General features: G+C 56.3%; 23 protein-coding genes. 14 read left to right on the forward strand and 9 right to left on the reverse strand.

Going from position 1 to position 24,432, the window contains the following annotated elements; genetic code table 11:
- Window positions 1-21: 21 nt before the first annotated feature.
- On the reverse strand, window positions 22-339 hold the full coding sequence (gene clpS, locus Electrica_RS16860) for an ATP-dependent Clp protease adapter ClpS (protein WP_004860017.1): 318 nt from the start codon (window positions 337-339) through the stop codon (window positions 22-24).
- A 325-nt stretch (window positions 340-664) separates the two neighbouring features.
- Between clpS and cspD the strand changes: the two genes are divergently transcribed.
- A complete protein-coding gene (gene cspD, locus Electrica_RS16865) occupies window positions 665-886 on the forward strand; it encodes a cold shock-like protein CspD (RefSeq protein ID WP_004860015.1) in 222 nt (73 codons plus the stop codon).
- Between the two features lie 68 nt (window positions 887-954).
- Here cspD and macB read toward each other — a convergent pair whose 3' ends face one another.
- The 3 genes from macB to Electrica_RS16880 all read right to left on the reverse strand — a co-directional run bounded on the left by macB (window position 955) and on the right by Electrica_RS16880 (window position 5,773).
- Window positions 955-2,901 carry a macrolide ABC transporter ATP-binding protein/permease MacB gene (gene macB / locus Electrica_RS16870; RefSeq protein WP_141965010.1) on the reverse strand — a complete coding sequence of 649 codons (1,947 nt, stop codon included), beginning with the start codon at window positions 2,899-2,901 and terminating at the stop codon, window positions 955-957.
- Window positions 2,898-4,013 (reverse strand): macrolide transporter subunit MacA, encoded by a 1,116-nt coding sequence (gene macA, locus Electrica_RS16875; RefSeq protein ID WP_141965011.1) that lies wholly within the window; start codon window positions 4,011-4,013, stop codon window positions 2,898-2,900. Before macA ends, macB begins: the two co-directional genes overlap by 4 nt.
- A 101-nt stretch (window positions 4,014-4,114) precedes the next feature.
- Window positions 4,115-5,773, reverse strand: coding sequence for an ATP-dependent endonuclease (locus Electrica_RS16880; RefSeq protein ID WP_100685457.1), 1,659 nt, complete (start codon window positions 5,771-5,773; stop codon window positions 4,115-4,117).
- 393 nt (window positions 5,774-6,166) lie between these two features.
- Between Electrica_RS16880 and aqpZ the strand changes: the two genes are divergently transcribed.
- The 4 genes from aqpZ (at window position 6,167) to hcr (ending at window position 10,735) form a co-directional block, all read left to right on the forward strand.
- Window positions 6,167-6,862 (forward strand): aquaporin Z, encoded by a 696-nt coding sequence (gene aqpZ, locus Electrica_RS16885; protein ID WP_131048311.1) that lies wholly within the window; start codon window positions 6,167-6,169, stop codon window positions 6,860-6,862.
- A gap of 143 nt (window positions 6,863-7,005) precedes the next feature.
- Window positions 7,006-7,905 (forward strand): lysine exporter LysO family protein, encoded by a 900-nt coding sequence (locus tag Electrica_RS16890; RefSeq protein ID WP_141965012.1) that lies wholly within the window; start codon window positions 7,006-7,008, stop codon window positions 7,903-7,905.
- A gap of 197 nt (window positions 7,906-8,102) precedes the next feature.
- Window positions 8,103-9,755 (forward strand): hydroxylamine reductase, encoded by a 1,653-nt coding sequence (gene hcp / locus Electrica_RS16895; RefSeq protein WP_100685454.1) that lies wholly within the window; start codon window positions 8,103-8,105, stop codon window positions 9,753-9,755.
- An 11-nt stretch (window positions 9,756-9,766) separates the two neighbouring features.
- The gene (hcr, locus tag Electrica_RS16900) at window positions 9,767-10,735 is read left to right on the forward strand and encodes an NADH oxidoreductase (protein WP_131048310.1); all 969 of its coding nucleotides are present in this window, start codon (window positions 9,767-9,769) and stop codon (window positions 10,733-10,735) included.
- A gap of 209 nt (window positions 10,736-10,944) precedes the next feature.
- On the opposite strand, the gene Electrica_RS16905 is transcribed toward hcr, so the two are convergent.
- Entirely contained in the window at window positions 10,945-11,379 is a 435-nt protein-coding gene (locus Electrica_RS16905; RefSeq protein ID WP_141965013.1) for a DoxX family protein, read from the reverse strand.
- 151 nt (window positions 11,380-11,530) lie between these two features.
- On the opposite strand from Electrica_RS16905, the gene poxB reads away from it, so the two are divergent.
- The 4 genes from poxB (at window position 11,531) to Electrica_RS16925 (ending at window position 16,957) form a co-directional block, all read left to right on the forward strand.
- Window positions 11,531-13,249, forward strand: a complete 1,719-nt coding sequence (poxB, locus tag Electrica_RS16910) for a ubiquinone-dependent pyruvate dehydrogenase (RefSeq protein ID WP_141965014.1) — start codon at window positions 11,531-11,533, stop codon at window positions 13,247-13,249.
- Between the two features lie 152 nt (window positions 13,250-13,401).
- Window positions 13,402-14,403 (forward strand): low-specificity L-threonine aldolase, encoded by a 1,002-nt coding sequence (gene ltaE, locus Electrica_RS16915; protein ID WP_141965015.1) that lies wholly within the window; start codon window positions 13,402-13,404, stop codon window positions 14,401-14,403.
- Window positions 14,404-14,413: 10 nt separating this feature from the next.
- A complete protein-coding gene (locus Electrica_RS16920) occupies window positions 14,414-15,847 on the forward strand; it encodes an SDR family oxidoreductase (RefSeq protein ID WP_141965016.1) in 1,434 nt (477 codons plus the stop codon).
- Window positions 15,848-15,943: 96 nt separating this feature from the next.
- Window positions 15,944-16,957, forward strand: coding sequence for an NAD-dependent epimerase/dehydratase family protein (locus tag Electrica_RS16925; protein WP_141965017.1), 1,014 nt, complete (start codon window positions 15,944-15,946; stop codon window positions 16,955-16,957).
- Window positions 16,958-16,964: 7 nt separating this feature from the next.
- On the opposite strand, the gene Electrica_RS16930 is transcribed toward Electrica_RS16925, so the two are convergent.
- Together Electrica_RS16930 and Electrica_RS16935 are read right to left on the reverse strand one after the other, a co-directional pair.
- A complete protein-coding gene (locus tag Electrica_RS16930) occupies window positions 16,965-17,765 on the reverse strand; it encodes an N-acetylmuramoyl-L-alanine amidase (protein WP_142255920.1) in 801 nt (266 codons plus the stop codon).
- A 32-nt stretch (window positions 17,766-17,797) separates the two neighbouring features.
- On the reverse strand, window positions 17,798-18,118 hold the full coding sequence (locus tag Electrica_RS16935; protein ID WP_100684089.1) for a heavy metal-binding domain-containing protein: 321 nt from the start codon (window positions 18,116-18,118) through the stop codon (window positions 17,798-17,800).
- A gap of 116 nt (window positions 18,119-18,234) precedes the next feature.
- Between Electrica_RS16935 and Electrica_RS16940 the strand changes: the two genes are divergently transcribed.
- The 5 genes from Electrica_RS16940 to artM all read left to right on the forward strand — a co-directional run bounded on the left by Electrica_RS16940 (window position 18,235) and on the right by artM (window position 21,846).
- Window positions 18,235-18,753 (forward strand): lipoprotein, encoded by a 519-nt coding sequence (locus Electrica_RS16940; protein ID WP_131048304.1) that lies wholly within the window; start codon window positions 18,235-18,237, stop codon window positions 18,751-18,753.
- Window positions 18,754-18,975: 222 nt separating this feature from the next.
- Entirely contained in the window at window positions 18,976-19,704 is a 729-nt protein-coding gene (artP, locus tag Electrica_RS16945; RefSeq protein ID WP_100683980.1) for an arginine ABC transporter ATP-binding protein ArtP, read from the forward strand.
- A gap of 19 nt (window positions 19,705-19,723) precedes the next feature.
- Window positions 19,724-20,455 (forward strand): arginine ABC transporter substrate-binding protein ArtI, encoded by a 732-nt coding sequence (gene artI / locus Electrica_RS16950; protein ID WP_131048303.1) that lies wholly within the window; start codon window positions 19,724-19,726, stop codon window positions 20,453-20,455.
- Between the two features lie 6 nt (window positions 20,456-20,461).
- Complete coding sequence (gene artQ / locus Electrica_RS16955) at window positions 20,462-21,178, forward strand: arginine ABC transporter permease ArtQ (RefSeq protein ID WP_131048302.1); 717 nt, start codon at window positions 20,462-20,464, stop codon at window positions 21,176-21,178.
- Window positions 21,178-21,846 carry an arginine ABC transporter permease ArtM gene (gene artM, locus Electrica_RS16960; RefSeq protein WP_100683983.1) on the forward strand — a complete coding sequence of 223 codons (669 nt, stop codon included), beginning with the start codon at window positions 21,178-21,180 and terminating at the stop codon, window positions 21,844-21,846. The genes artQ and artM overlap by 1 nt, the downstream gene beginning before the upstream one ends.
- A 39-nt stretch (window positions 21,847-21,885) precedes the next feature.
- On the opposite strand, the gene Electrica_RS16965 is transcribed toward artM, so the two are convergent.
- Both Electrica_RS16965 and pdxA read right to left on the reverse strand, forming a co-directional pair.
- Window positions 21,886-23,382 carry a GntP family permease gene (locus Electrica_RS16965; protein WP_131048301.1) on the reverse strand — a complete coding sequence of 499 codons (1,497 nt, stop codon included), beginning with the start codon at window positions 23,380-23,382 and terminating at the stop codon, window positions 21,886-21,888.
- A 47-nt stretch (window positions 23,383-23,429) separates the two neighbouring features.
- A complete protein-coding gene (gene pdxA / locus Electrica_RS16970) occupies window positions 23,430-24,428 on the reverse strand; it encodes a 4-hydroxythreonine-4-phosphate dehydrogenase PdxA (RefSeq protein ID WP_141965018.1) in 999 nt (332 codons plus the stop codon).
- Window positions 24,429-24,432 lie beyond the last annotated feature (4 nt).

Raw genomic sequence — 24,432 nt, forward strand, 5'->3', positions numbered from 1 at the left:
CCCCAATTTTCACGCCTGTCTTCAGGCTTTCTCTAGCGTACACAGCAATGGATGCTCGTTCTCCTTCGCGTATTCATTCACCATCGCGACTTTGGTCTCCGCCACTTCTGCGGTAAATACACCACAAATAGCTTTACCTTGATAGTGAACCGTCAGCATCAGTTGCGTTGCACGTTCTACATCATAAGAAAAGAATTTTTGTAACACGTCAATAACAAACTCCATTGGAGTGTAGTCATCATTGAGCAATATCACTTTATACATAGATGGTGGTTTAAGCTCATTACGAACTTCGTCTTCTACCAGCTGATCAAAGTCCAGCCAATCTCTCTTACTCATCGTCAGTATTCATCATCGGTTGCTGTTGCCAACAGGCGGCGGCCTGTCGATGACCAGAGGCTATGCACATCGCAAATCTACAATAGATCATAGATAACTATCATCTATTACTTCCATCCGCGATGTCTGTCACATTCCCCGGCAATAGCGTTAACTGCTTCAAATTTTGACGCATTTTTCGCCTCCTGCCATCGTCAATTGCTTGACGCATTTCCGTATTTCTCTAAATTGTACTGGCGAGAGTTGGCGAGCATTTGCACAACTCGTCACTCCACCACCGGTTCATTCCATCTTACCTATAAAGATTTACGAAGGATGTCGAAGTATGGAAATGGGTACTGTTAAGTGGTTCAACAATGCCAAAGGGTTCGGTTTTATTTGCCCTGAGGGCGGCGGCGAAGACATTTTCGCCCATTACTCCACCATCCAGATGGATGGTTACAGAACGCTAAAAGCCGGACAAGCCGTTCGGTTTGATGTTCACCAGGGGCCGAAAGGCAATCACGCCAGCGTGATTGTTCCTGTGGAAGCCGAAGCGGCTGCATAACTCTTTTGCTTCATTGTGTACATCCTGCCAGTAAAATGCCAGTCCTTCTGACTGGCATTTTTTTGTTTCTACTCGCGGGCCAGCGCATCCACCGGATCGAGACGCGCGGCGTTTCGCGCCGGCAGCCAACCGAACAGCACGCCGGTTAACGTCGAACACAAAAACGCCGTCAGCAGCGCCAGCGGAGAAAAGCCTATCTCCCAGCCGGGTAAAAACAGCTGCAGAACCACCGCAATCATCAGCGATAACGTCACGCCCAGCGCGCCGCCGACCAGACAGACTAAAACAGCCTCTATCAGAAACTGCTGCAGCACGTCGCTGGCCCGCGCCCCGACTGCCATCCGAATCCCGATTTCACGCGTTCGTTCGGTCACCGACACCAGCATGATATTCATGACGCCGATTCCGCCCACCACCAGCGCAATCACCGCCACTAACGTCAGAAACAGCTGTAGTGTATGTGTGGTCCGTTCCGCCGTTTTCAAGATGCTGTCCATATTCCAGGTAAAAACATCTTTTTTGCCATGGCGCAGCTCAAGCAAACGCAGCAACTGCTGTTCGGCGGCGGCGCTGTCATACCCTTCCCGGACGCGAACGGTAATCGAATTGAGCCACGATTGCCCCATCACTCTTCCGGCCATGGTGGTGTAGGGCAGCCAGACGCGCAGGATTTTACTGCTGCCGAACATCGACTGCTTCTCATCGGCGACGCCGATGATGGTCGCCGGCATATTGCCGATGAGGATAATCTCCCCGACAACCCGCGTTTTATGCGCAAACAGCTGGCGACGCGTGTTGCTATCCAGCACCACCACCTGCGCCCGGCTGTTGAGCTGCAGTTCATTAAACGTATTACCTTCGCTAAAGGTCATGCCGTAGACATTAAAATACTGCGGCCCGACCCCTTCCACGCTGGCGGCAACATCGATGTTATCCGCACGCAGACGCAGGCTTTTTGACACCGCGGGCGTCGCCGAACGCACCCAAGGCTGCTTCTGAATGGCCAGCAGATCGTCATATTTCAGCGCCTGCTGATAGCGGGGGTCGTCATCGCCAAAATCTTTACCGGGATAAACATCGATGGTGTTGGTGCCAATCGCGCGAATATCCGCCAGCACCAGCTGTTTCGCCGCATCGCCGACCACCACGATCGACACCACCGAGGCGATGCCGATGATGATGCCGAGCATGGTCAACAGCGTGCGCATTTTATTGGCCGCCATCGCCCGCCACGCCATGACCAGCGCTTCACGAAAACCGCTGGTAAACTGGCGCCATGCGGAAGGCTCTTCCCCGGCCAACGGGCGGACGACCCCGCCGCCAGTCGGACTTTTCGCCGGCGGGTTACGCACAATTTCCCCATCATGGATCTCAATGATCCGCTCGGCCTGTGCCGCCACCTGCGGATCATGAGTGACGATAATCACCGTGTGCCCCTGCGCTTTCAACTGGTACAGGATAGCCATCACCTCTTCACCCGAACGGCTGTCCAGCGCCCCGGTCGGCTCATCGGCCAGAATCACCTCTCCGCCATTCATCAGCGCGCGGGCGATACTGACCCGCTGCTGCTGGCCGCCGGAGAGCTGCGAAGGTTGATATTCCGCCCTCTCTCCCAGACCAAGCCGCACCAGCAAATCATGCGCCCGGGCCAGGCGTTCTCGTCGCTCGCGCCCGGCATACACCGCCGGGACTTCGACGTTCTGCGCTGCCGTCAGGTGCGAGAGCAGATGGTAACGCTGGAAAATAAAGCCAAAATGTTCTCGCCGCAGGCGGGCCAGCGCATCACCGCTGAGTAAGGAGACATCGGTTCCGGCGACGCGGTAGCTGCCGCTGGTCGGTTTATCGAGACAGCCGAGAATGTTCATCAGCGTCGATTTTCCTGAACCCGATGCCCCGACAATCGCCACCATTTCACCGGCGGCAATGCTCAGCGTGACGCCCTTGAGCACCTCAACACTGCCGTCGCCGGAGAGGTAGCTGCGGCGGATATCACGCAGTTCCAGCAACGCCGTCATTTTGCCGTCCCGGTACGACTTTCGCCGACGATCACCTCATCGCCTTCATCCAGCCCTTTCACCACCGCCACATCGGTATCGTTGCGCGCGCCGATAGTCACTTCACGCTCTTTCACCTCGCCATTACGCAGCAGACGGACGTGGTAACGGTTATCGCCGATAGCATCGCCCAGCGCGCTGAGCGGGATGGTGATGACATTTTTGACTTCCGCCATCTGGATATGCACCTGGGCCGTCATTTCCAGACGCAGGATCCCCTGCGGATTCGGCACTTCAAAGCGGGCGTAATAAAAAATGGCGTCGTTGACTTTTTCCGGGGTGGGTAAAATATCCTTCAGCTTCCCCTCGTAGCGGGTCAGCGGGTCGCCGAGCACGGTAAACCAGGCTTTTTGCCCGGCACGAAGGTGAATCACGTCCGCCTCAGATACCTGAGCTTTGACCAGCATGGTACTGAGATCGGCGAGGGTCAGAATGTTGGGCGCCTGCTGGGCGGCTATCACCGTTTGCCCCTGCAACGTGGTGATTTGCGTCACTTCACCGGACATCGGCGCCACAATCCGCGTGTAGTCGAGGTTGGTTTTGGCGGTATCCAGCGTCGCCTGGTTACGCTTTATCTGCGCGTCAATGGTACCGATCTGCGCCTCTTTCACCGCCAAATCGGTCGCCGCCGTATCCAGATCCTGGCGGGAAACCAGCTGGCGCCGGGCCAGTTGCTGCTGGCGGGCGAGGGTGGCCGCGGCAAGCTGGCGTTCGGCACGCGCCTGATTCAACCGGGCGCGCAGTTCCATCAGCGTCGCGTCGACTTCTTTAATCTGGTTTTGCGCCTGCTCGGGGTCAATCACCCCCAGCAGCTGATCTTTCTGGACCTTGTCGCCGATATTGACGCGCAGCGTTTTTAACTGTCCACTCACCTGCGCCCCGACATCGACTTTGCGCAGGGCGTCCAGTTTGCCAGTGGCCAGCACGCTCTGCTGTAAATCGCCTTTGCGCACCACTAATGTCTGATACTGCGGCAGCGGAGCATCCAGTATCCGCCATCCCCAGAAGGCCAGCGCCAGAACCACGACGACCAGCAGCCACCAGACTTTCCTGCGTTTTCCATTGAGCTTCATAAAAGTTCCTGATGTTTTAACCCGCAGAGCCAGGTAGTGATTCTATCCGCAGAGGGTAAAAACATAACGCTAAATTTAAATCATTCTTATTGTCGCCACGTTTAATCTGCGCGGCCGCGCGCCAGCCACAGCACGCGGGAGAACATTTTCTTCAACAGCGTCGGCACCGACTCCACGCCGCGGCGACCGGCCTCCATCGCCACCTCAATGGCCAGATCCGGTTTTGACGAGCGGTGAATCGCCTTGGTAATCACCCGTCGCATATTCATCGGCACATTTGCCGGTAACTGCGCCACCCGATGATAAACATCGTTAAAACCCTGGCGATACATAAAGTGTTCCATGTCCAGCGCCGGAAGCGTGGTCAGGTGATCGCGTTCAAGATCGCGGTCATCGTTGAGCAGGCTACGAACCGTCGCTGCATACTTTTTCCCCGCCTCATCGCCGTCGACCAGCACGTGCCATTGGATCCCCATCCGACGGGCAAATTTGATCAGCGGCTTCAGGCCCGACTGAGCAAACTCAATAACCTTAATCCCTTCAGCATCAAAATGGTGTCCACACTGCCGGGCCAGTTCGTTAATCACCCAGGTCTCGGTCTCCCCTTCAACCAGCAGCCAGCAGCGGGCAAACAGTGAGGATGAGCGGTTAAAGCGGATGTGAAAAGCGATGCGCCGGCTGTCTTCCGCATTCATTCCTCCCGGCCCAAGCCGCCAGGCCGACACGCGCGAGGATTCGCGTACCAGTCGGCAGACGTGCTCCACCGGCGTCAACGACAGGAGTTCGCTGGAGTTGGTGGTGGTGATGCGCTGCAGAGGCAGCAAATTCAGTAAATGCCAGGCAACCGACAGCATAATCGGATGCAGACGTGTTTCCGGGTCTTCAATCAGCAGCAGAGGCCGTGCGTCGCGGTCGAGCCGCACCGTCCCTTTTGCCTGAAGCAGGGTTGAAAACAGACCAAGCAGGATAACCCGATGGCTGCGGCCGCCGGGTTTATCAATCATCCGGTTGATAATATCCAGGTAACGCCAGCTGCGCTGTTCATCGTGCGAATGACGACGCATCAGGCGGTGACGGGATTGCGCGCTACTCTGCTCGGCAAAATAGTGTTCCAGCAGTTGCACCATAGCCGACAGCCCCTGGCGTATCTGACTATCGGTTAAATTTTGCGGGTGATTCACCAGCTCGCGGGAGAGAAAATCCAGCTGGCGAGCGGTTATCTCAATCTGCGGCGAGTGCGGGACGGAATCATTATGAATTCGCCGCATAAAACGCGCATCGCGCAGGCGCAGAACCGGCATCAGGCGCACCAGGTGGCACACCATCTCGTCAATATCGTCCAGCGCCAGCGCCTCGCCTTTGCTGTTGATAAAGCTACGCAGCGTCATGACGCTGTTATCATCGGCCAGCTCGCCCTCCAGGCGATAAAAAATGCGCTGATAGCCATCCTCGCAGGGCACCCAGCAGTTGCTCAGCGGACGAAAACGACGTACCCGATGATGACCGGGTTCATTCTCGCGGAAGGTCAAAATGATATGCAGATGATGTTCACGTCCCTGGACATCGCCCGGCGGAAACCAGAAATCATCGCGGACGAAGTGATAGAGTTCGAACTCCGGCGAAAGCAGTAACGTCAGCGCATCCAGCAGGCTGGATTTACCCCATGCATTCTCGCCGATCAGAACGTTATTTTGCTCCAGCATCAACGATAAACGATTGATGCCGCGAAAACCGACGATTTCTACCCGCTCAAGATGCATATCTCCTCCGCTCAGTAACCACTTTCTCCTTCAATAATCAGCAGTATAGCGATACATGCGTCAACATGACACTACCGGCCCACACGCGGCTCCGGGACGATGAATGATAATAATCAATTATAATTATTAATCATGTCATTTATTTAGAAAATAACTTATACGCAAACGTGGTTATCTTTATTATTTTTGCTCTACACTTTTCTACAATTGGTAATGGTGTAAGGATTAAGACACATTGCCCCAAATCAAATTATATCGAGTTATTTCGCTAGCCGCAGGATGACGAACACCCATAAAATAGCGTCGTTTTATTTTTATCATCATCCTTTACGTTGATAAATAAAGAACGGCATCAAAAAGTATGCCCGTATACATTATTCTTTTGAGGTGGTTATGTTCAGAAAATTAGCAGCGGAATGTTTTGGTACATTCTGGCTTGTGTTTGGTGGCTGTGGTAGCGCAGTGCTCGCCGCTGCCTTCCCGGAGCTGGGAATTGGGTTTGCCGGGGTGGCTTTAGCCTTCGGTTTAACCGTATTAACCATGGCATTTGCCGTCGGTCATATTTCCGGCGGACACTTCAACCCGGCGGTCACTTTAGGCCTGTGGGCCGGCGGTCGTTTCCCGGCGAAGGACGTGGTTGGCTATATTATCGCTCAGGTTGTGGGCGGTATTATTGCTGCCGCCGTTCTGTATGTGGTTGCCAGCGGTAAAGCCGGTTTTGATGCCGCGGCCAGCGGCTTTGCTTCCAACGGCTTCGGGGAACACTCGCCGGGCGGCTACTCCATGCTGTCCGCCATGGTGATTGAAATTGTCCTGACCTGCGGCTTCCTGCTAGTGATTCATGGCGCAACGGATAAAAATGCGCCGGCCGGCTTTGCCCCGATTGCGATTGGCCTGGCGCTGACCTTAATCCACCTGATCAGCATTCCGGTTACCAATACCTCTGTTAACCCGGCGCGAAGCACCGCGGTGGCGATTTTCCAGGGCGGCTGGGCGCTGCAGCAGCTGTGGTTATTCTGGGTGATGCCGATTATCGGCGGTATCCTTGGCGGCGTGTTGTATCGCACGCTGCTGGAAAAACGCGATTAACCATTTATCGGGTTATCTGCTTTCACGCAAGGCCCGGCATTACCGCAATGCCGGGCCTTTCTTTTCAGGCACAGCTTTACTCGGTTCTCTGATTTGGGTAGTGTCAGTGGCGCTCAACTCATTCTGCAAGGACCAGATCGTTCATGTTTTCGGGATTATTAATCATTCTGCTGCCATTGATTGTCGGCTACCTTATTCCTCTGCGTCACCCTTCGGCACTAAAACTTATTGCGCGACTGTTGAGCTGGATTGTCTACGTCATCCTCTTTTTCATGGGGATTAGTCTCGCCTTCCTCGACAATTTATCCAGCAACCTGCTGTCCATTCTTCATTATGCGGCGGTCAGCGTGGTTGTTATTCTGCTGTGTAATATTGCCGCATTAATGTGGCTGGAGCAGAAAATGCCGTGGCGCCACCAGCACCGGCAGGAGAAATTACCTTCCCGCATCGCAATGGCGATGGAATCCCTGCAGCTGTGCGGCGTGGTGCTTATTGGTTTTCTGATTGGTCTGAGCGGTTTGTCATTTTTACAGCATGCCACCGAGGCGAGCGAATATACGCTGATCTTCCTGCTGTTCCTGATTGGTATTCAGCTGCGTAATAACGGAATGACCTTACGTCAAATTGTGCTTAATCGCCGCGGCATGATTGTGGCGGTGGTTGTCACCGTGAGTTCATTAGCCGGCGGCGTGATTAACGCCTTTATTCTCGACCTGCCGCTGAAGACCGGTCTGGCAATGGCCTCCGGCTTAGGCTGGTATTCGCTCTCCGGGATCCTGATGACCGAATCCTTTGGCCCGGTCATCGGCAGCGCCGCATTCTTCAACGATCTTTCCCGCGAGCTGTTGGCCATCATGCTGATCCCCGGCCTGGTTCGCCGCAGCCGCTCCACGGCATTAGGGCTGTGCGGCGCCACCTCAATGGACTTTACCCTGCCGGTTTTACAGCGTTCCGGCGGCGTCGAGATTGTCCCTGCCGCCATCGTTCACGGTTTTGTGCTGAGCCTGCTGGTGCCAGTGCTGATCGCCCTCTTCACCGCCTGAAGCGCCTTCGCTCTGCCCCCGGCGACGGTATTCGCCGCCGTCGGGGGAAAAGATCGCTCCTCGTGGCGGTAACCTGTCGCTACCAAATTTGCGCTAAATCAATCTCCCTTTAAATTGTATCAGAAATACCTTTTCTCCCTTCTTTTGCAGGCATAACCTTAAACATGTATATCAAATATAACTTTAAAGGTGTGACCATGTTTTGTGTGCAATGTGAACAAACCATCCGTACCCCGGCAGGCAACGGCTGCTCTTACGCGCAGGGTATGTGCGGTAAAACGGCAGAAACCTCCGATCTCCAGGATCTGCTGATTGCTTCCCTACAAGGTCTGTCTGCCTGGGCGGTAAAAGCCCGTGAATATGGCATCATCGATCATGAGGTTGATAATTTTGCCCCGCGCGCATTTTTCTCTACGCTGACCAACGTTAACTTCGACTCCCCGCGGATTGTCGGCTACGCGCGTGAGGCTATTGCCATGCGCGAGGCGCTGAAAGCACGGTGCCTGAGCGTGGATGCGACCGCCAGCGTCGATAACCCGATGGCCGATCTGCAACTGGTGAGCGATGATCTCGGCGACCTGCAGCGTCAGGCGGCCGAATTTACCCCGAATAAAGATAAAGCGGCCATTGGCGAGAACATCCTCGGCCTGCGTCTGCTGTGTCTGTACGGTCTGAAAGGCGCAGCGGCCTATATGGAGCACGCGCACGTTCTCGGTCAGTACGACAATGACATCTATGCGCAGTACCACAAAATCATGGCCTGGCTGGGTACCTGGCCCGCCGATTTGAACGCTCTGCTGGAGTGTTCAATGGAAATTGGCCAGATGAACTTCAACGTGATGAGCATTCTGGATGCCGGTGAAACGTCTAAATATGGTCACCCGACGCCGACTCAGGTCAACGTCAAAGCGAGCGAAGGCAAGTGCATCCTGATCTCCGGCCACGACCTGAAAGATCTGTACAACCTGCTGGAGCAGACCGAAGGCACCGGCGTTAACGTCTATACCCACGGTGAAATGCTGCCGGCGCACGGCTATCCGGAGCTGCGTAAATTCAAACACCTGATCGGTAACTACGGCAGCGGCTGGCAAAATCAGCAGGTAGAATTTGCCCGCTTCCCGGGGCCTGTGGTGATGACCTCAAACTGCATTATCGACCCGACCGTTGGCGCCTATGATGACCGTATCTGGACCCGCAGCATTGTCGGCTGGCCGGGCGTCAGTCACCTCGAAGGGGATGATTTTGCTCCGGTTATCGCTCAGGCACAGCAGATGGCGGGCTTCCCGTACAGCGAAATTCCGCATCTGATCACCGTCGGCTTCGGTCGCCAGACGCTACTGGGCGCCGCGGATACCCTCATCGACCTGGTGAGCCGTGAAAAACTGCGCCATATCTTCCTGGTTGGCGGCTGCGACGGCGCGCGCGGCGAACGTAATTACTTCACCGATTTCGCCACCAGCGTGCCGGATGACTGCCTGATCCTGACCCTGGCCTGCGGTAAATACCGCTTTAACAAACTGGAGTTCGGTGATATCGAAGGTTTGCCGCGTCTGGTGGATGCCGGTCAGTGTAACGACGCCTACTCGGCGATTATTCTGGCGGTGACGCTGGCAGAGAAACTGGGCTGCGGCGTCAACGATCTGCCGCTCTCGCTGGTACTCTCCTGGTTTGAGCAAAAAGCGATCGTTATTCTGCTGACCCTGCTTTCGCTGGGAGTGAAGAACATCGTGACCGGCCCAACCGCTCCGGGCTTCTTCACGCCGGACCTGCTGGCTATTCTCAATGAGAAGTTCGGCTTGCGTTCAGTGACGACCGTAGAACAAGACATGCAGCAGCTGTTGAGCGCGTAAGGAGTAAGAGAATGACCATGCCAACCCATCAGTGCCCGTGGCGGATGCAGGTTCATCACATCCATCAGGAGACGCCGGATGTCTGGACAATTTCGCTGCTGTGTCACGACTATTATCCGTACCGCGCCGGGCAATATGCGCTGGTGAGCGTACGACATTCGGCGGAAACGCTGCGCGCCTATACCCTCTCCTCAACCCCGGGGGTCAGCGAATACATTACGCTGACCGTTCGCCGGATTGACGAGGGCGCGGGCTCACAGTGGCTGACCCGTGACCTCAAACGCGGAGATTATCTCTGGCTGTCCGACGCGATGGGTGAGTTCACCTGTGAAGATAAAGCCGATGATAAGTTCCTGATGCTGGCCGCCGGCTGCGGCGTCACGCCGATTATGTCGATGCGCCGCTGGTTGGCCAAATATCGTCCGCAGGCCGATGTGCAGGTGATTTACAATATTCGCTCGCCTCAGGAGGTGATTTTCGCCGATGAGTGGCGGCAGTATCCGGTGACGCTGGTCGCGGAAAACAACGCCGCCCACGGTTTTGTCGCCGGGCGTCTGACCACCGAGTTACTGAATAGCGTGCCGGATCTCGCGGCCCGGACGGTCATGACCTGCGGACCAGCGCCTTATATGGACTGGGTCGAACAGGAAGTCGCCGCGCTTGGCGTGACCCGCTTCTTTAAAGAGAAGTTCTTTACGCCGGTGGCACAAGCGGCCAGCGACGGACTGAAGTTCACCAAACTGCAGCCGGCGAAAGCGTTTTATGCGCCGGTCGGCACCACGCTGCTGGAGGCGCTGGAAAGCAACCAGGTGCCGGTGACCGTCGCCTGCCGCGCAGGCGTATGCGGCTGCTGCAAAACCAAAGTGGTTTCCGGCGATTACACGGTCAGCAGCACCATGACGCTGAGCGAGGCAGAAATCGCTGACGGCTACGTGCTGGCCTGCTCCTGCCATCCACAGGGCGATCTGGTTCTCGCCTGATCGTAGACGTGTCCGACCGGCGAGAATCGTTGTCATTTGTCGGTCGGATAAACTCCGTGCCAACCGATAAAAATGCCCGGTGACGCTGACGCTTACCGGGCCTACGGGAGTCGCTGTAGGCCGGATAAGCGCAGCGCCATCCGATGACGCTTACCGGGCCTGTGGGCGTCGATGTAGGCCGGATAAGCGCAGCGTCATCCGGCAATACCTCACCGCCAGACCGAATTTCCCGCCACCGAGAAACGCCCCGCCCCAAGACAGGCAATCGCCAGCGCGCCAGTAAAGAAATAGACCAGGCTTTCGAGCGCCCATGCACCAACCGCATCCAACGCAAAAGTTTCACCGGTGCCAACCATCAGCCATGCGACGATCATCGTAAACGCCAGCACCAGCGCTGCTGGTCGGGTGAGGATACCAAGAATAATCAGACACGGCGCAACCACTTCACCAATCAGGACGCCGTAGGCGATAAATCCCGGCAACCCTTTCGCCACCAGCATGCCGCTGATGCCATCTACCCCCTCAAACAGTTTGTGTAATCCATGAAACAACATCAGCCCGCCCACGGTAAGTCGTAACAAGAGTTTGCCGACATCGTCTTTCGCTAGCATTTTATTAACATTGATTAACAGTGACTTTATCATTTGAAATGATTCCTGTTTGCACCTGAGACCCGATCAGATTATGCCTAATCATTGCGCATGAAGAATTGATTTTTATCAGGGTGATTCACCGGCATGCCCATCAGTTTCATCTAAGCTTGTAGGCGTTATCACAAAAAGGAGCTGGAGAACCATGAAACAAACCGTGGCGGCATATATAGCAAAAACACTTGAACAGGCCGGCGTAAAACGCATATGGGGCGTCACCGGCGACTCCCTCAACGGACTGAGCGATAGCCTGAACCGGATGGGCACCATTGCCTGGATGCCCACCCGACATGAAGAAGTCGCCGCCTTTGCGGCTGGCGCCGAAGCGCAGTTAACCGGAGAGCTGGCAGTATGCGCAGGTTCATGCGGCCCGGGTAACCTCCATCTCATTAACGGCCTTTTCGACTGCCATCGCAATCATGTTCCCGTGGTCGCCATCGCCGCCCATATTCCCTCCAGTGAAATCGGCAGCGGCTATTTCCAGGAAACCCATCCGCAGGAGCTGTTTCGTGAATGCAGCCACTATTGCGAGCTGGTCTCCACGCCAGAGCAAATCCCACAGGTGCTGGCCATCGCGATGCGTAAAGCGGTGATTAACCGTGGCGTATCGGTGGTGGTGCTGCCCGGCGACGTGGCGCTGAAAGCCGCCCCGGAGAGCGCCAGCACCCACTGGTACGCCGCGCCGCTGCCGACGGTCACGCCGCCGGAGGAAGAGATCAAAAAGCTGGCGCAGGTGCTGCGCTATGCCAGTAATATCGCCCTGCTGTGCGGCAGCGGCTGCGCTGGCGCGCACGCAGAGCTGGTCGAGTTTGCCGCGAAATTAAAAGCCCCTGTCGTCCATGCCCTGCGTGGTAAAGAGCACGTTGAGTATGACAACCCCTATGATGTCGGGATGACCGGACTGATTGGCTTCTCCTCGGGTTTCCATACCATGATGAATGCCGATACCCTGGTGCTGCTGGGCACCCAGTTCCCCTACCGGGCCTTCTACCCCACCGACGCCAAAATTATCCAGATTGATATCAACCCCGGCAGCATCGGCGCCCATAGCAAAGTCGATATGGCGCTGGTTGGCGATATTAAGTCCACGCTCGGCGCGCTGCTGCCGCATCTGGAAGAGAAAACCGACCGCACGTTTCTGGATAAAGCCCTTGAGCACTATAGTGAAGCGCGTAAAGGGCTCGATGATCTGGCAAAGCCGAGCGACAAAGCGATTCATCCGCAGTATCTGGCGCAGCAGATCGGTCATTTTGCCGCCGACGACGCAATTTTCACCTGCGACGTCGGGACACCGACCGTCTGGGCCGCGCGCTATCTGAAAATGAACGGCAGACGCCGCCTGATCGGGTCGTTTAACCACGGTTCGATGGCTAACGCCATGCCGCAGGCGATTGGCGCCAAGGCGGCAGCGCCGGATCGCCAGGTGGTGGCGCTGTGCGGCGACGGTGGTTTTAGCATGTTGATGGGCGACTTTCTCTCGCTGGCGCAGATGAAGCTGCCGGTGAAAATTATCATCTTTAATAATAGCGTCCTCGGCTTCGTGGCAATGGAAATGAAAGCCGGAGGCTATCTGACCGACGGTACCGAACTGCACGACACCAATTTCGCCCGCATTGCTGAAGCCTGCGGGATAACAGGGATCCGCGTCGAAAAAGCCAGCGAGGTCGATAGCGCGTTACAGACCGCGTTTAGTACCGATGGCCCGGTGCTGGTGGATGTTGTCGTCGCCAAAGAGGAGCTGGCCATTCCGCCGCAGATCAAACTGGAGCAGGCCAAAGGATTTAGTCTGTACATGCTGCGTGCCATTATCAGCGGACGCGGCGATGAGGTCATCGAACTGGCGAAAACCAACTGGCTCAGGTAAAACATTCTTTTCGTTAATCTCTGAAATCATGCCTGATGCCGCGATGCGGCGCGCCCGAGCATCCCCGACGACAGCACCGCGCCTGTCATCGGGGACACAAAAGGCGCGCGACAGCAGCCGCCTGCGGGATGATCGACCCAGAAGGAAATGCCGTGATAGATTTACGCAGTGATACCGTAACCCGGCCAGGCCCCGCCATGCTGGAGGCGATGATGGCCGCGCCGGTCGGAGACGACGTGTATGGCGACGACCCGACGGTAAATGAACTTCAGCGCTACGCCGCACAGCTGGCCGCTAAAGAAGCCGCGCTGTTCCTGCCCACCGGCACCCAGGCTAATCTGGTCGGTCTGCTAAGCCACTGCCAGCGCGGCGAAGAGTATATCGTCGGCCAGGGCGCGCATAACTATCTGTATGAAGCGGGCGGAGCGGCAGTGCTGGGTAGCATTCAGCCACAGCCGATCGATGCCGCCGCAGACGGCACTCTGCCGCTGGATAAGGTCGCCGCGAAGATTAAACCTGACGATATCCACTTTGCCCCGACACGCCTGCTGAGCCTCGAAAACACCCACAACGGTAAGGTTCTGCCGCGCGCATACCTCCAGGAGGCATGGGAGTTTACCCGTAAGCATAATCTGGCATTGCACGTTGATGGCGCGCGTATCTTCAATGCGGTGGTTGATTACGGCTGCGAACTGCGCGACATCGCGCAGTACTGTGATTCATTCACTATCTGTCTCTCCAAAGGGCTGGGTACGCCGGTCGGCTCGCTGCTGGTCGGTAGCCACGAGTACATTCGCCGCGCCACCCGCTGGCGGAAAATGGTCGGCGGCGGCATGCGCCAGGCCGGGATTCTGGCGGCGGCGGGCCTCTACGCCCTGCAAAACAACGTCCAACGGCTACAAGAGGATCACGATAATGCGACGTGGATGGCCGGGCAACTCAGCGCCATTGGCGCCGACGTGACCCGGCATGATACCAACATGCTGTTTGTCCGCGTGGGGGAAGAGCACGCCACAGCGCTGGGGGCATTTATGCAGCAGCGCGGCGTGCTGATCAATGCTTCGCCGATCGTGCGCCTGGTGACGCATCTGGATGTCAGCCGCCAGCAGCTTGCGGACGTCGTCGGCCACTGGCAGGCATTTTTGCAACGCTAAGGAGCCCGGCGTGTCGCAACACATTCTGGTGCTCGGCGCCAGCGGCTATATCGGCCAGCATCTGGTGCAGGCATTAAGCGAGCAGGGTTACCCGGTGCTGGCGGCGGCGCGCCATGTCGACAGACTGCAAAAGCTCAATCTCCCGGGCGTAAGCTGCCAGCCGCTCGATCTTAACCAACCGCAGGGGCTGTCCGCCCTGCTGGCGCAGGCGGATACCGTGTATTATCTGGTGCACGGAATGGGCGAAGGCGGCGACTTTATTGCCCACGAGCGCCGGGTCGCGGTCAACGTTCGTGATGCCCTGCGCGTCACGCCAGTCCGGCAGCTGATTTTTCTCAGTTCCCTGCAGGCGCCGGAAGCGGAACAATCGGATCATCTGCGCGCCAGGCAAATCACCGCCGACATTCTGCGGGAAGCCGCCGTCCCGGTCACCGAACTGCGGGCGGGAATTATCATCGGCGCCGGTTCCGCCGCTTTCGAAGTGATGCGCGATATGGTCTACAATCTGCCGGTTCTGACGCCGCCGCGCTGGGTTCGCTCGCGAACGACGCCTGTCGCGCTGGAGAACCTGCTCTATTATCTGGTGCAACTGCTGCATCATCCGGCCAGCGCTCATCGGATACTGGAAGCCGCCGGACCAGAAGTATTAAGTTACCAGCAGCAGTTCACTCGCTTTATGGCGGTGAGCGGCAAGCAGCGCCTGTTAATCCCGATTCCGTTTCCCACCCGCTGGATTTCGGTGTGGTTTCTCAACGTGATCACGTCGGTGCCTCCCACCATCGCCCGGGCATTGATTCAGGGGCTAAAGCACGATCTGATCGCCGACGATCGCGCCCTGCGCGCGCTGATCCCCCAGCCGCTTATCTCCTTTAATGAGGCGGTGCGCCGCACGTTAAAAGACGAAGAGCAGCTGGCGAACTCCAGCGACTGGGGCTATGACGCCCAGGCGTTTGCCCGCTGGCGGCCGGAGTATGGCTACTACCCTAAACAGGCCGGTTGTACGATCAGCACCCGCGCCAGCGCGGCGGCGCTGTGGCAGGTGGTTAATCAAATCGGCGGCAAAGAGGGTTACTTCTTTGGCAACATTTTGTGGCAAATCCGCGGGATGATGGACCTGCTGGTCGGCCACCGGCTGGCGAAAGGCCGTCCCGATCGCGCCAACCTGCAGACCGGGGATACGGTGGACAGCTGGAAGGTCATTATCGTCGAACCGGAAAAGCAGCTAACCTTACTATTCGGCATGAAAGCGCCGGGTCTGGGACGACTGAGTTTTACGCTCAGAGATAAAGGCGATCGCCGCGAGCTGGATGTCCGCGCCTGGTGGCATCCTCACGGCATGCCCGGGCTGTTCTACTGGCTGCTGATGATCCCGGCGCATCTGTTTATCTTTCGCGGCATGGCGCGACGCATTGCCCGGCTGGCCGAACAAATCACAGGCAAATAGGCAGTATGTGTGGCATTCTTTCATCATTCTCATTGCATCATGAGGAGAATCACGGAAAAATGCGCACGAAATTCTTTTCTGGGACAGTAGGTTGATATGAAGGTACTGGTTACCGGCGCGACCAGCGGATTAGGCCGCAACGCGGTGGAATATCTGCGTCATCAAGGCATCAGCGTCAGAGCCACCGGGCGTAATGAAGCGATGGGCAAGCTTCTGAGCAAAATGGGCGCCGAGTTTGTGCCTGCCGATTTAACCGAACTGGTTTCTTCGCAGGCTAAAGTGATGCTCGCCGGTATCGATACCCTGTGGCACTGTTCAAGCTTTACCTCTCCCTGGGGTACGCAGCAGGCTTTTGATCTCGCTAACGTGCGGGCCACCCGCCGTCTCGGAGAGTGGGCCGTTGCCTGGGGGGTGCGTAATTTCGTTCATATCTCCTCCCCGTCGCTCTATTTTGATTATCACCATCATCGCGATGTGCAGGAAGATTTCCGCCCGCAGCGTTTCGCCAATGAATTTGCCCGCAGCAAGGCGGCCAGTGAAGAGGTCATTCATCTGCTGGCTCAGGCGAACCCCAATACCCGCTTTACCATTCTGCGTCCGCAGAGCCTGTTCGGCCCCCATGATAAAGTGTTTATTCCTCGCCTGGCGCAAATGATGCAGCACTATGGTAGCGTCCTGCTGCCACGCGGCGGCAGCGCGCTGGTTGATATGACCTATTATGAAAATGCGGTGCATGCGATGTGGCTCGCCAGCCAGCCGCTGTGCGACAGCTTGCCCTCCGGCCGCGCCTGGAATATCACCAACGGCGAACCGCGTACGCTGCACAGCATCGTGCAGAAGCTGATTGATGAACTGGGCATTAAATGCCGGATCCGCTCCGTACCCTACCCGATGCTGGATATTATCGCCCGCAGTATGGAGCATTTCGGCAATAAATCAGCCAGAGAACCCGCCTTTACCCACTACGGCGTCTCCAAGCTGAACTTTGACTTTACCCTCGATATCTCCCGCGCTCAGCAAGAGCTGGGTTATCAACCCGTGGTTACGCTCGATGACGGCATTATTCGCACCGCCGCCTGGCTGAAGGACCACGGCAAATTACACCGCTAACCGCAGGTTATCCCTGGCCATACTTTTCCAGCAGCGCCTCGGCGATGGCCTGGGTTTCAGCATCGGCGACGCCATCCCAGCGCGCCGGGCGAAAGTGCATCTGAAAGGCCATAATGACCCGTTTCTGTTGCGCCGGGGTCATCTCCGGCGTGACCTGATAGCCATAGCGAGAGAGCGTATCCAGCAGCTCTGCGCTATCAACCGCTTGATACGACGGTCGGCCATTGAGATAAAACGCCACCCGACCGGCATCCGGCCACGCGCCAATACCCTGCTCCGCCAGCTGCCGCCATGGGAATAACGGCCCGGGATCGTCCTTACGCTGCGGGGCAATATCGGCGTGGGCAACCACGTTTTGCGGCGCAATGTGGTAGCGGGCAATAATATCTTTTGCCAGCGGCATCAGCGCATTAATCTGTGCCGGGTTGAACGGCGTAAAGCTTTTCGTCCCCGCGTTTTTCTGCCAGCCGCGGTTCTCCAGCTCAATGCCGATAGAGGTATCGTTAATGCGCGTGCTGCCGCGCCAGAAGCTAATCCCCGCGTGCCAGGCCAAATCTTGTTCCGGCACCAGCTGCCAGATCCGCGGTTTGCCGTGATGCAGCGGGGGCCGCTCGGGAATCAAATAGTGCGAACTGACCTCTTTATCCGTCAGGGTCGCCAGGGAAACGTCAAAGTCATCGGCGGTATAGTGAATGACTAATATTTTCACTCTCGGGTAGGCGGCCTGTGCCGGATGGCGAGTGTCGAGTTGGTAACCGTCGCGGTCAATAATTCCCTTTTCTGTCGCGCAGCCCGCCAGCAGCAGCATTAGCAGCGCGACGCTCAGTCCAGGGCGTATCCTCACCGTGTCTGTACCGCCGTGCCGCTGACGGAAACCATCAGCATGCTGCCATCCTTGCCCACCGTCTCATAATCGATATCGATACCGACGACCGCGTTGGCACCCAGCGCTTTTGCCTGCTCGCCCATCTCGCCAAACGCTATCTCCCGCGCCTTGCGCAGCTCTTTTTCATAGGACCCCGCGCGACCACCGACGATATCGCGGATGCTGGCGAAGAAGTCGCGAAAAACGTTCGCGCCGAGGATAGCCTCTCCCGTCACGACACCGCAATATTTCACAATAGGCTGCCCTTCGAGGGTGGGAGTCGTTGAAAATTGCATCATCAAGTCCTTCTTTTGCGTTCAAGGTGTTAGCTCAGAGAGTCAAGCACATTGTCGTATCGATACGCTATGCTTGAAGAGATATTTTAACGTAGTGAGCCTATAAGGAAATCATTATGCGCGACAAACTCGTTGCTTTTATTATCCCGTGCGCGCTCGCGCTGAGTGCCTGTACCACCGTCACCCCCGCCTATAAAGATAATGGCACCCGCAGCGGGGCCTGCATCGAAGGTGGACCGGATGAGGTGGCGCAGAAATTCTACGATTATCAGATCCAGCACCGAAACAACGACCTGACGGCCCTGCGTCCTTATCTCAGCGACGATCTGGCCAGATTATTAAACGATGCCCGCCAGGATCCGTCCCGCAGCTCGCTGCTGCAATCGAACCTCTTCTCCAGCTCGACAACCCCGGCCGATAGCGCCAGCGTGGCCAGCGCCTCCACCATTCCAAACCGCGATGCCCGCAATATCCCTCTGCGCGTCGATTTAAAACAGGGCAGCCAAAGCTGGCAGGATGAAGTGCTGATGATTCAGGAAGGCCAGTGCTGGGCCGTCGATGACGTACGTTACCTTGGCATTAACTCTCGTGCCCCGGCCGGTTCCCTGCAACAGAGTCTTGAAAAACGCGGATAAGGACGTGGAACCTACGCCGCTGAAACGATAACTCCGGTAAAATGTCGGTATTTCTTCAGTTATGCCGACATTCGAGCCTCCCTACCCCACGAACCCATATTTTGTGCTAATTTTAGAGGTAAATGCGGTTTACATTTAACTTTTAACGCATAAATATTGCATAACTATTCTGTCAAAGGTAGTATTTGCGGCCTCAATAGCTATTCGTATCAGACAGCCCAGATGAGTATTAAACTAAACGGCATTAACTGCTTCTACGGCGCGCATCAGGCGCTGTTCGACATCACGCTGGATTGCCCGCAGGGGGAAACGCTGGTGCTGCTCGGCCCGAGTGGTGCCGGGAAAAGCTCGCTGCTTCGCGTACTCAACCTGTTGGAAATGCCGCGTTCCGGGACATTACATATCGCCGGTAACCACTTCGACTTTACCAAAACGCCTTCTGACAAAGCCATTCGCGAGCTGCGCCAGAACGTGGGTATGGTTTTCCAGCAGTATAATCTGTGGCCGCACCTGACGGTGCAGCAAAACCTGATTGAAGCCCCCTGCCGCGTGCTGGGGTTAAGTAAAGACATGGCGCTCGCTCGCGCCGAAAAACTGCTGGAACGTCTTCGTCTCAAGCCCTACAGCGATCGTTATCCGCTGCATCTTTCCGGTGGCCAGCAGCAGCGCGTCGCCATTGCGCGGGCGCTGATGATGGAACCCCAGGTCCTGCTGTTTGATGAACCTACCGCAGCGCTCGACCCGGAAATCACCGCTCAGATCGTCAGCATTATTCGCGAGCTGGCCGGCACCGGCATTACGCAGGTTATCGTCACCCACGAAGTGGAAGTGGCGCGTAAAACGGCAAGCCGCGTGGTGTATATGGAAAATGGTCACATCATTGAACAAGGGGATGCCAGCTGCTTTACGCATCCGCAGACCGACGCGTTTAAAAACTATCTTTCACATTGATGTTTTCGGGGAAATGACGATGAAAAAAGTACTGATTGCCGCGATCCTGGCCAGCATGAGCCTGTCAGCTACTGCCGCCCAGACCATTCGTTTCGCCACTGAGGCCTCCTACCCTCCGTTTGAATCGATTGATGCCAACAATAAAATTGTCGGTTTTGATGTCGATCTGGCCAACGCGCTGTGTAAAGAAATTGATGCCACCTGCACCTTTACCAACCAGGCCTTCGATAGCCTGATCCCCAGCCTCAAATTCCGCCGCGTCGATGCGGTGATGGCCGGGATGGATATCACGCCTGAGCGTGAAAAGCAGGTGCTGTTCACCACGCCTTACTATGAAAACTCGGCGCTGTTTGTCGGCCAGAAGGGTAAATTCACCAGCCTCGAGCAGCTGAAAGGCAAAAAAGTCGGCGTCCAGAACGGGACTACGCACCAGAAATTTATTAATGACAAACACCCTGAAATCACCACCGTGCCGTATGACAGCTACCAGAATGCGAAACTGGATCTGCAAAATGGCCGTATTGATGCCGTGTTTGGCGATAATGCCGTCGTCACCGAATGGCTGAAGAGCAATCCGAAGCTGGCCGCGGTGGGCGATAAGGTCACGGATAAAGACTACTTCGGCACCGGTCTGGGCATTGCGCTGCGCCAGGGCAATACCGAGCTGCAGCAGAAATTTAATGCTGCGCTGGAAAAAGTGAAAAAAGATGGGACTTACCAGACCATCTACAGCAAATGGTTTCAGAAGTAACGCTAAATGAATGAAATTTTTCCCTTAGCAAGCGCCGCCGGGATGACCGTCGGCCTTGCCGTTTGCGCGCTGATCATCGGCCTGGTGCTGGCGATGCTGTTTGCCGTGCTGGAGTCAGTGAAATGGCGCCCGCTGGCATGGTTCGCAACCGGCGTGGTCACGATTCTGCGTGGGCTACCGGAGATTCTGGTGGTCCTGTTTATCTATTTCGGCTCCTCACAGCTACTGCTTACGCTCTCTGACGGTTTTACGATCAATCTTGGTTTTGTGCAGATTCCGGTACAGATGCAGATTGAAGACTTCGACGTCAGTCCGTTCCTGTGCGGCGCCATCGCGCTGTCCCTGCTGTACGCCGCTTACGCCTCGCAAACTTTGCGCGGGGCGCTCAAGGCGGTACCTCAGGGACAATGGGAGTCAGGCCAGGCGCTGGGGCTGTCGAAAGGGGCTATCTTCTTCCGTCTGGTGATGCCGCAAATGTGGCGTCATGCGCTGCCGGGCCTCGGCAACCAGTGGCTGGTTCTGCTGAAAGATACCGCACTGGTCAGTTTAATCAGCGTCAACGATCTGATGCTGCAAACCAAGAGCATCGCTACCCGCACTCAGGAACCGTTTAACTGGTATATCATCGCGGCGGCGATCTATCTGGTCATCACCCTGCTCAGTCAGTACATCCTCAAACGTATTGACCAACGTGCGACGCGCTTCGAACGGAGACCAGGCTGATGCTCGATTACTTACCCGAACTGCTAAAAGGGCTGCATACCAGCCTGACGCTGACGGCGGCGTCGATCGTCGTCGCGCTGATCCTGTCGCTGGTTTTCACCATCGTCCTGACGCTGAAAACGCCGGTGCTGGTGTGGATTGTTCGCGCTTATATCACCTTATTTACCGGTACGCCGCTGCTGGTGCAGATCTTCCTGATTTACTATGGTCCAGGTCAGTTCCCCTCTTTGCAGGACTACCCGGTGCTGTGGCATCTGATTTCTGAACCCTGGCTGTGCGCCATGATAGCTCTGTCCCTGAACAGCGCCGCCTACACCACCCAGCTGTTTTATGGTGCGATCCGCGCCATCCCTGACGGCCAGTGGCAATCCTGTAGCGCGCTGGGCATGAGCAAGAAAGACACGCTGGCGATTCTGCTGCCGTACGCCTTTAAGCGCGCCCTCTCTTCTTATTCCAACGAGGTGGTGCTGGTGTTCAAAAGTACCTCTCTGGCTTACACCATTACGCTGATGGAAGTCATGGGACACGGCCAGCTGCTGTACGGACGCACCTACGACGTCATGGTGTTTGGCGCGGCCGGCATCGTCTATCTCATCGTCAACGGTCTGCTGACGCTGCTGATGCGGTTAGTGGAGCGTCGAGCGCTGGCATTCGAACGACGGAATTAACCCTAAAAGGGATCCCTGAGGGATCCCTTTTTTTATCTCTTAAAAGCACAGCGCGTTAATCAGCAGTAGGGTGACCGACCCGGTCGCCCAGAGGATAGTCGAGGTGATACTCCACACTCTGATCTGCTCCTGGACTTCAGTCACGCCGAGCGAGCGGTTCACAACCCAAAAATAGGCATCGTTAAAGTAGGAAAACATAAAGGAGCCTACCGTACAGCCGAGGCCAGCAATCACCGGATCCACGCCTAAGGTCCCGATCATCGGGGCGGTAATACTCGCCGCGGTAATCATCGCCACCGTACCAGACCCCTGAATTAAACGCACCAGCGTCGAAATGGTCAGCGGCAGCAAGACACCCGGAACGCCTGTGCGGATAATGTAATCGGCTATCATATTGCCGGCGCCGGAATCACGCAGCACCATACCCAGCGCCCCGCCGCCGCCGATAACCAGAAAGATAATCCCCGCCGAGCGAATCGCATTTTCCATATTTTGGGTGACTTCTTTACGCTCGTAACGGCTACCCAGCCCAATAATGGCGATCAGTAACCCGGTCCCCACCGCCGTAACCGGATGGCCGATAGCGACGACCATCTGCGCTAACGACTGCTGCCACGTATGACTCTCCGGGTCAATGTAGCCGAACTCCTTGAAGAAGGTGGCCAGCAGAATCAGTACGATCGGCACCATCAGCGGAGCAAACGAAATCACTTTACCCGGCAGAGACTCCTCCTGCTGCACGCTTTCCTCGCCGGCAAGGGGGCGTTCACGGGTAAAACCACTGCCGTCTGCCGTCGGGATCAGGAAAATAGCGTTGCCAAGACGTCGGGTATACAGGAATCCGGCTATCGCCACCGGTACCGCCACGACCATGCTCCAGAGCATAAACCGGCCAATCGGCATATTGAACTGCGATACCACGCCAAACGGACCAACGGCAGGCGGGATCATGCTATGACTGATCACTAATCCGGCCGCAAGCGTTGCCCCTAAGCCAACCACCGATTTACCCGTTGAACGGGAGATAGCCTTAACCAACGGTACCAGAACGATAAACGCCGAATCGCAGAATACGGCCATTGAGACGATCAGACCGATCATCACCAGCGCCAGCTCCTCACGTCCCTTGCCCAGCAGGTTGATAAACGAAATCGCCATGCGCTTAGAGGCTCCGCTCATCTGCAGCAGCGAGCCCATCATCACGCCAAAGCCAATCACGATGCCGATATTGCCTAACGTCCCGCCAAAGCCCCTGGTGACAGAAGCGATCATCATTTCGCTTTTCATCCCGCCCAACGAGCCGGTAATCACCGCGGCAATGATCAATGCGGGAAACGCGGGAATGCGCGTTTTAAGGATCATAAAGAGCAGCGCCGCTATTGCGACCAGCAGTCCGCCAATCACGCGGAAACTGTCGAGCTCCTCCCCGCTGGTGCTTCCAGGGTTAAAAATGATTAACCCAATGCCAAGGACTAGCGCCCCCTTCAATGCCGGACTCATTCCCGTCGCGGCGGCTTCCACTGGTTTATCAGACATACTCACCTCGGATTATTGAGGCAGCGGGCGGTGACGCCCGCCACAGGTTATTGTTTTTTGTAATAAGGCGCGTAGAGTGCCGCCAGCCTGACCGCTTCAATCAGGCTGACCGGATCGGCAATTCCCCTCCCCGCAATGTCATTTGCGGTACCGTGATCAACGGAAGTTCGCAGGACAGGCATGCCGCTGGTGATAGAAATGGTGCGGTGGAAGTCCACCATTTTGGTGGCGATATGCCCCTGGTCATGATACGGCGACAGCACGGCATCCCATGCCCCCTGCAGAGCAAAATGGAATACGCTGTCGGCCGGTTTTGGCCCCTCAATCGCTATGCCTTGGTCACGCGCGAGCTCAATACCCGGCAACAGAACGTCATCATCCTCATGGCCAAACAGGCCGTGCTCGCCGCCGTGGGGATTAATCGCGGCCACCACCAGTTTGGGCTGTGGCACGCCAAGCTGCTGCAGCGCACGCGTACAGCGCAGCGCGTAATCGCATACTTTCTCCGGCGTCAGGCTGCGGATCGCCTCAACCAGAGAGAGATGGCGCGTCAGGAAGAAAACCCGCAGCGTGCGAACCTGAAACAGGGTCAGCGGATCGTGGGTATTCGTGAGATGAGCAAATATCTCGGTATGTCCGATAAAATCAACGCCCCCGGCCCTCAGCGACTCCTTATTAATCGGGGTCGTCGCCACCGCATCGACGTCGCCGCATAGCGTCATCTTTACCGCTTTCTCAATACAGTCATAGGCCGCCCTGCCGCACTGCCCCTGAATCTCTCCCGCTTTAAACACGTCAATATTGAGATCTCCGGTCTCAATAAGATTCATTAATCCCGGTCGATCGATATACTCATTCACGCCAGAAATGACGTTAATTGATAACGATACGCCGGAAAACTTCATCGCCTGTTCCAGAATAGTTTTATTGCCGACAACGACCATTCTGGCATATTGTTGCGCATGCTCCGACGCCAGGGTTTTTACGGTAATCTCCGGGCCGATGCCAGCAGCATCCCCCATTGGAATAACCACCAACGGTCTCATAATT

Source organism: Klebsiella electrica (assembly GCF_006711645.1).
GTDB lineage: Bacteria > Pseudomonadota > Gammaproteobacteria > Enterobacterales > Enterobacteriaceae > Klebsiella > Klebsiella electrica.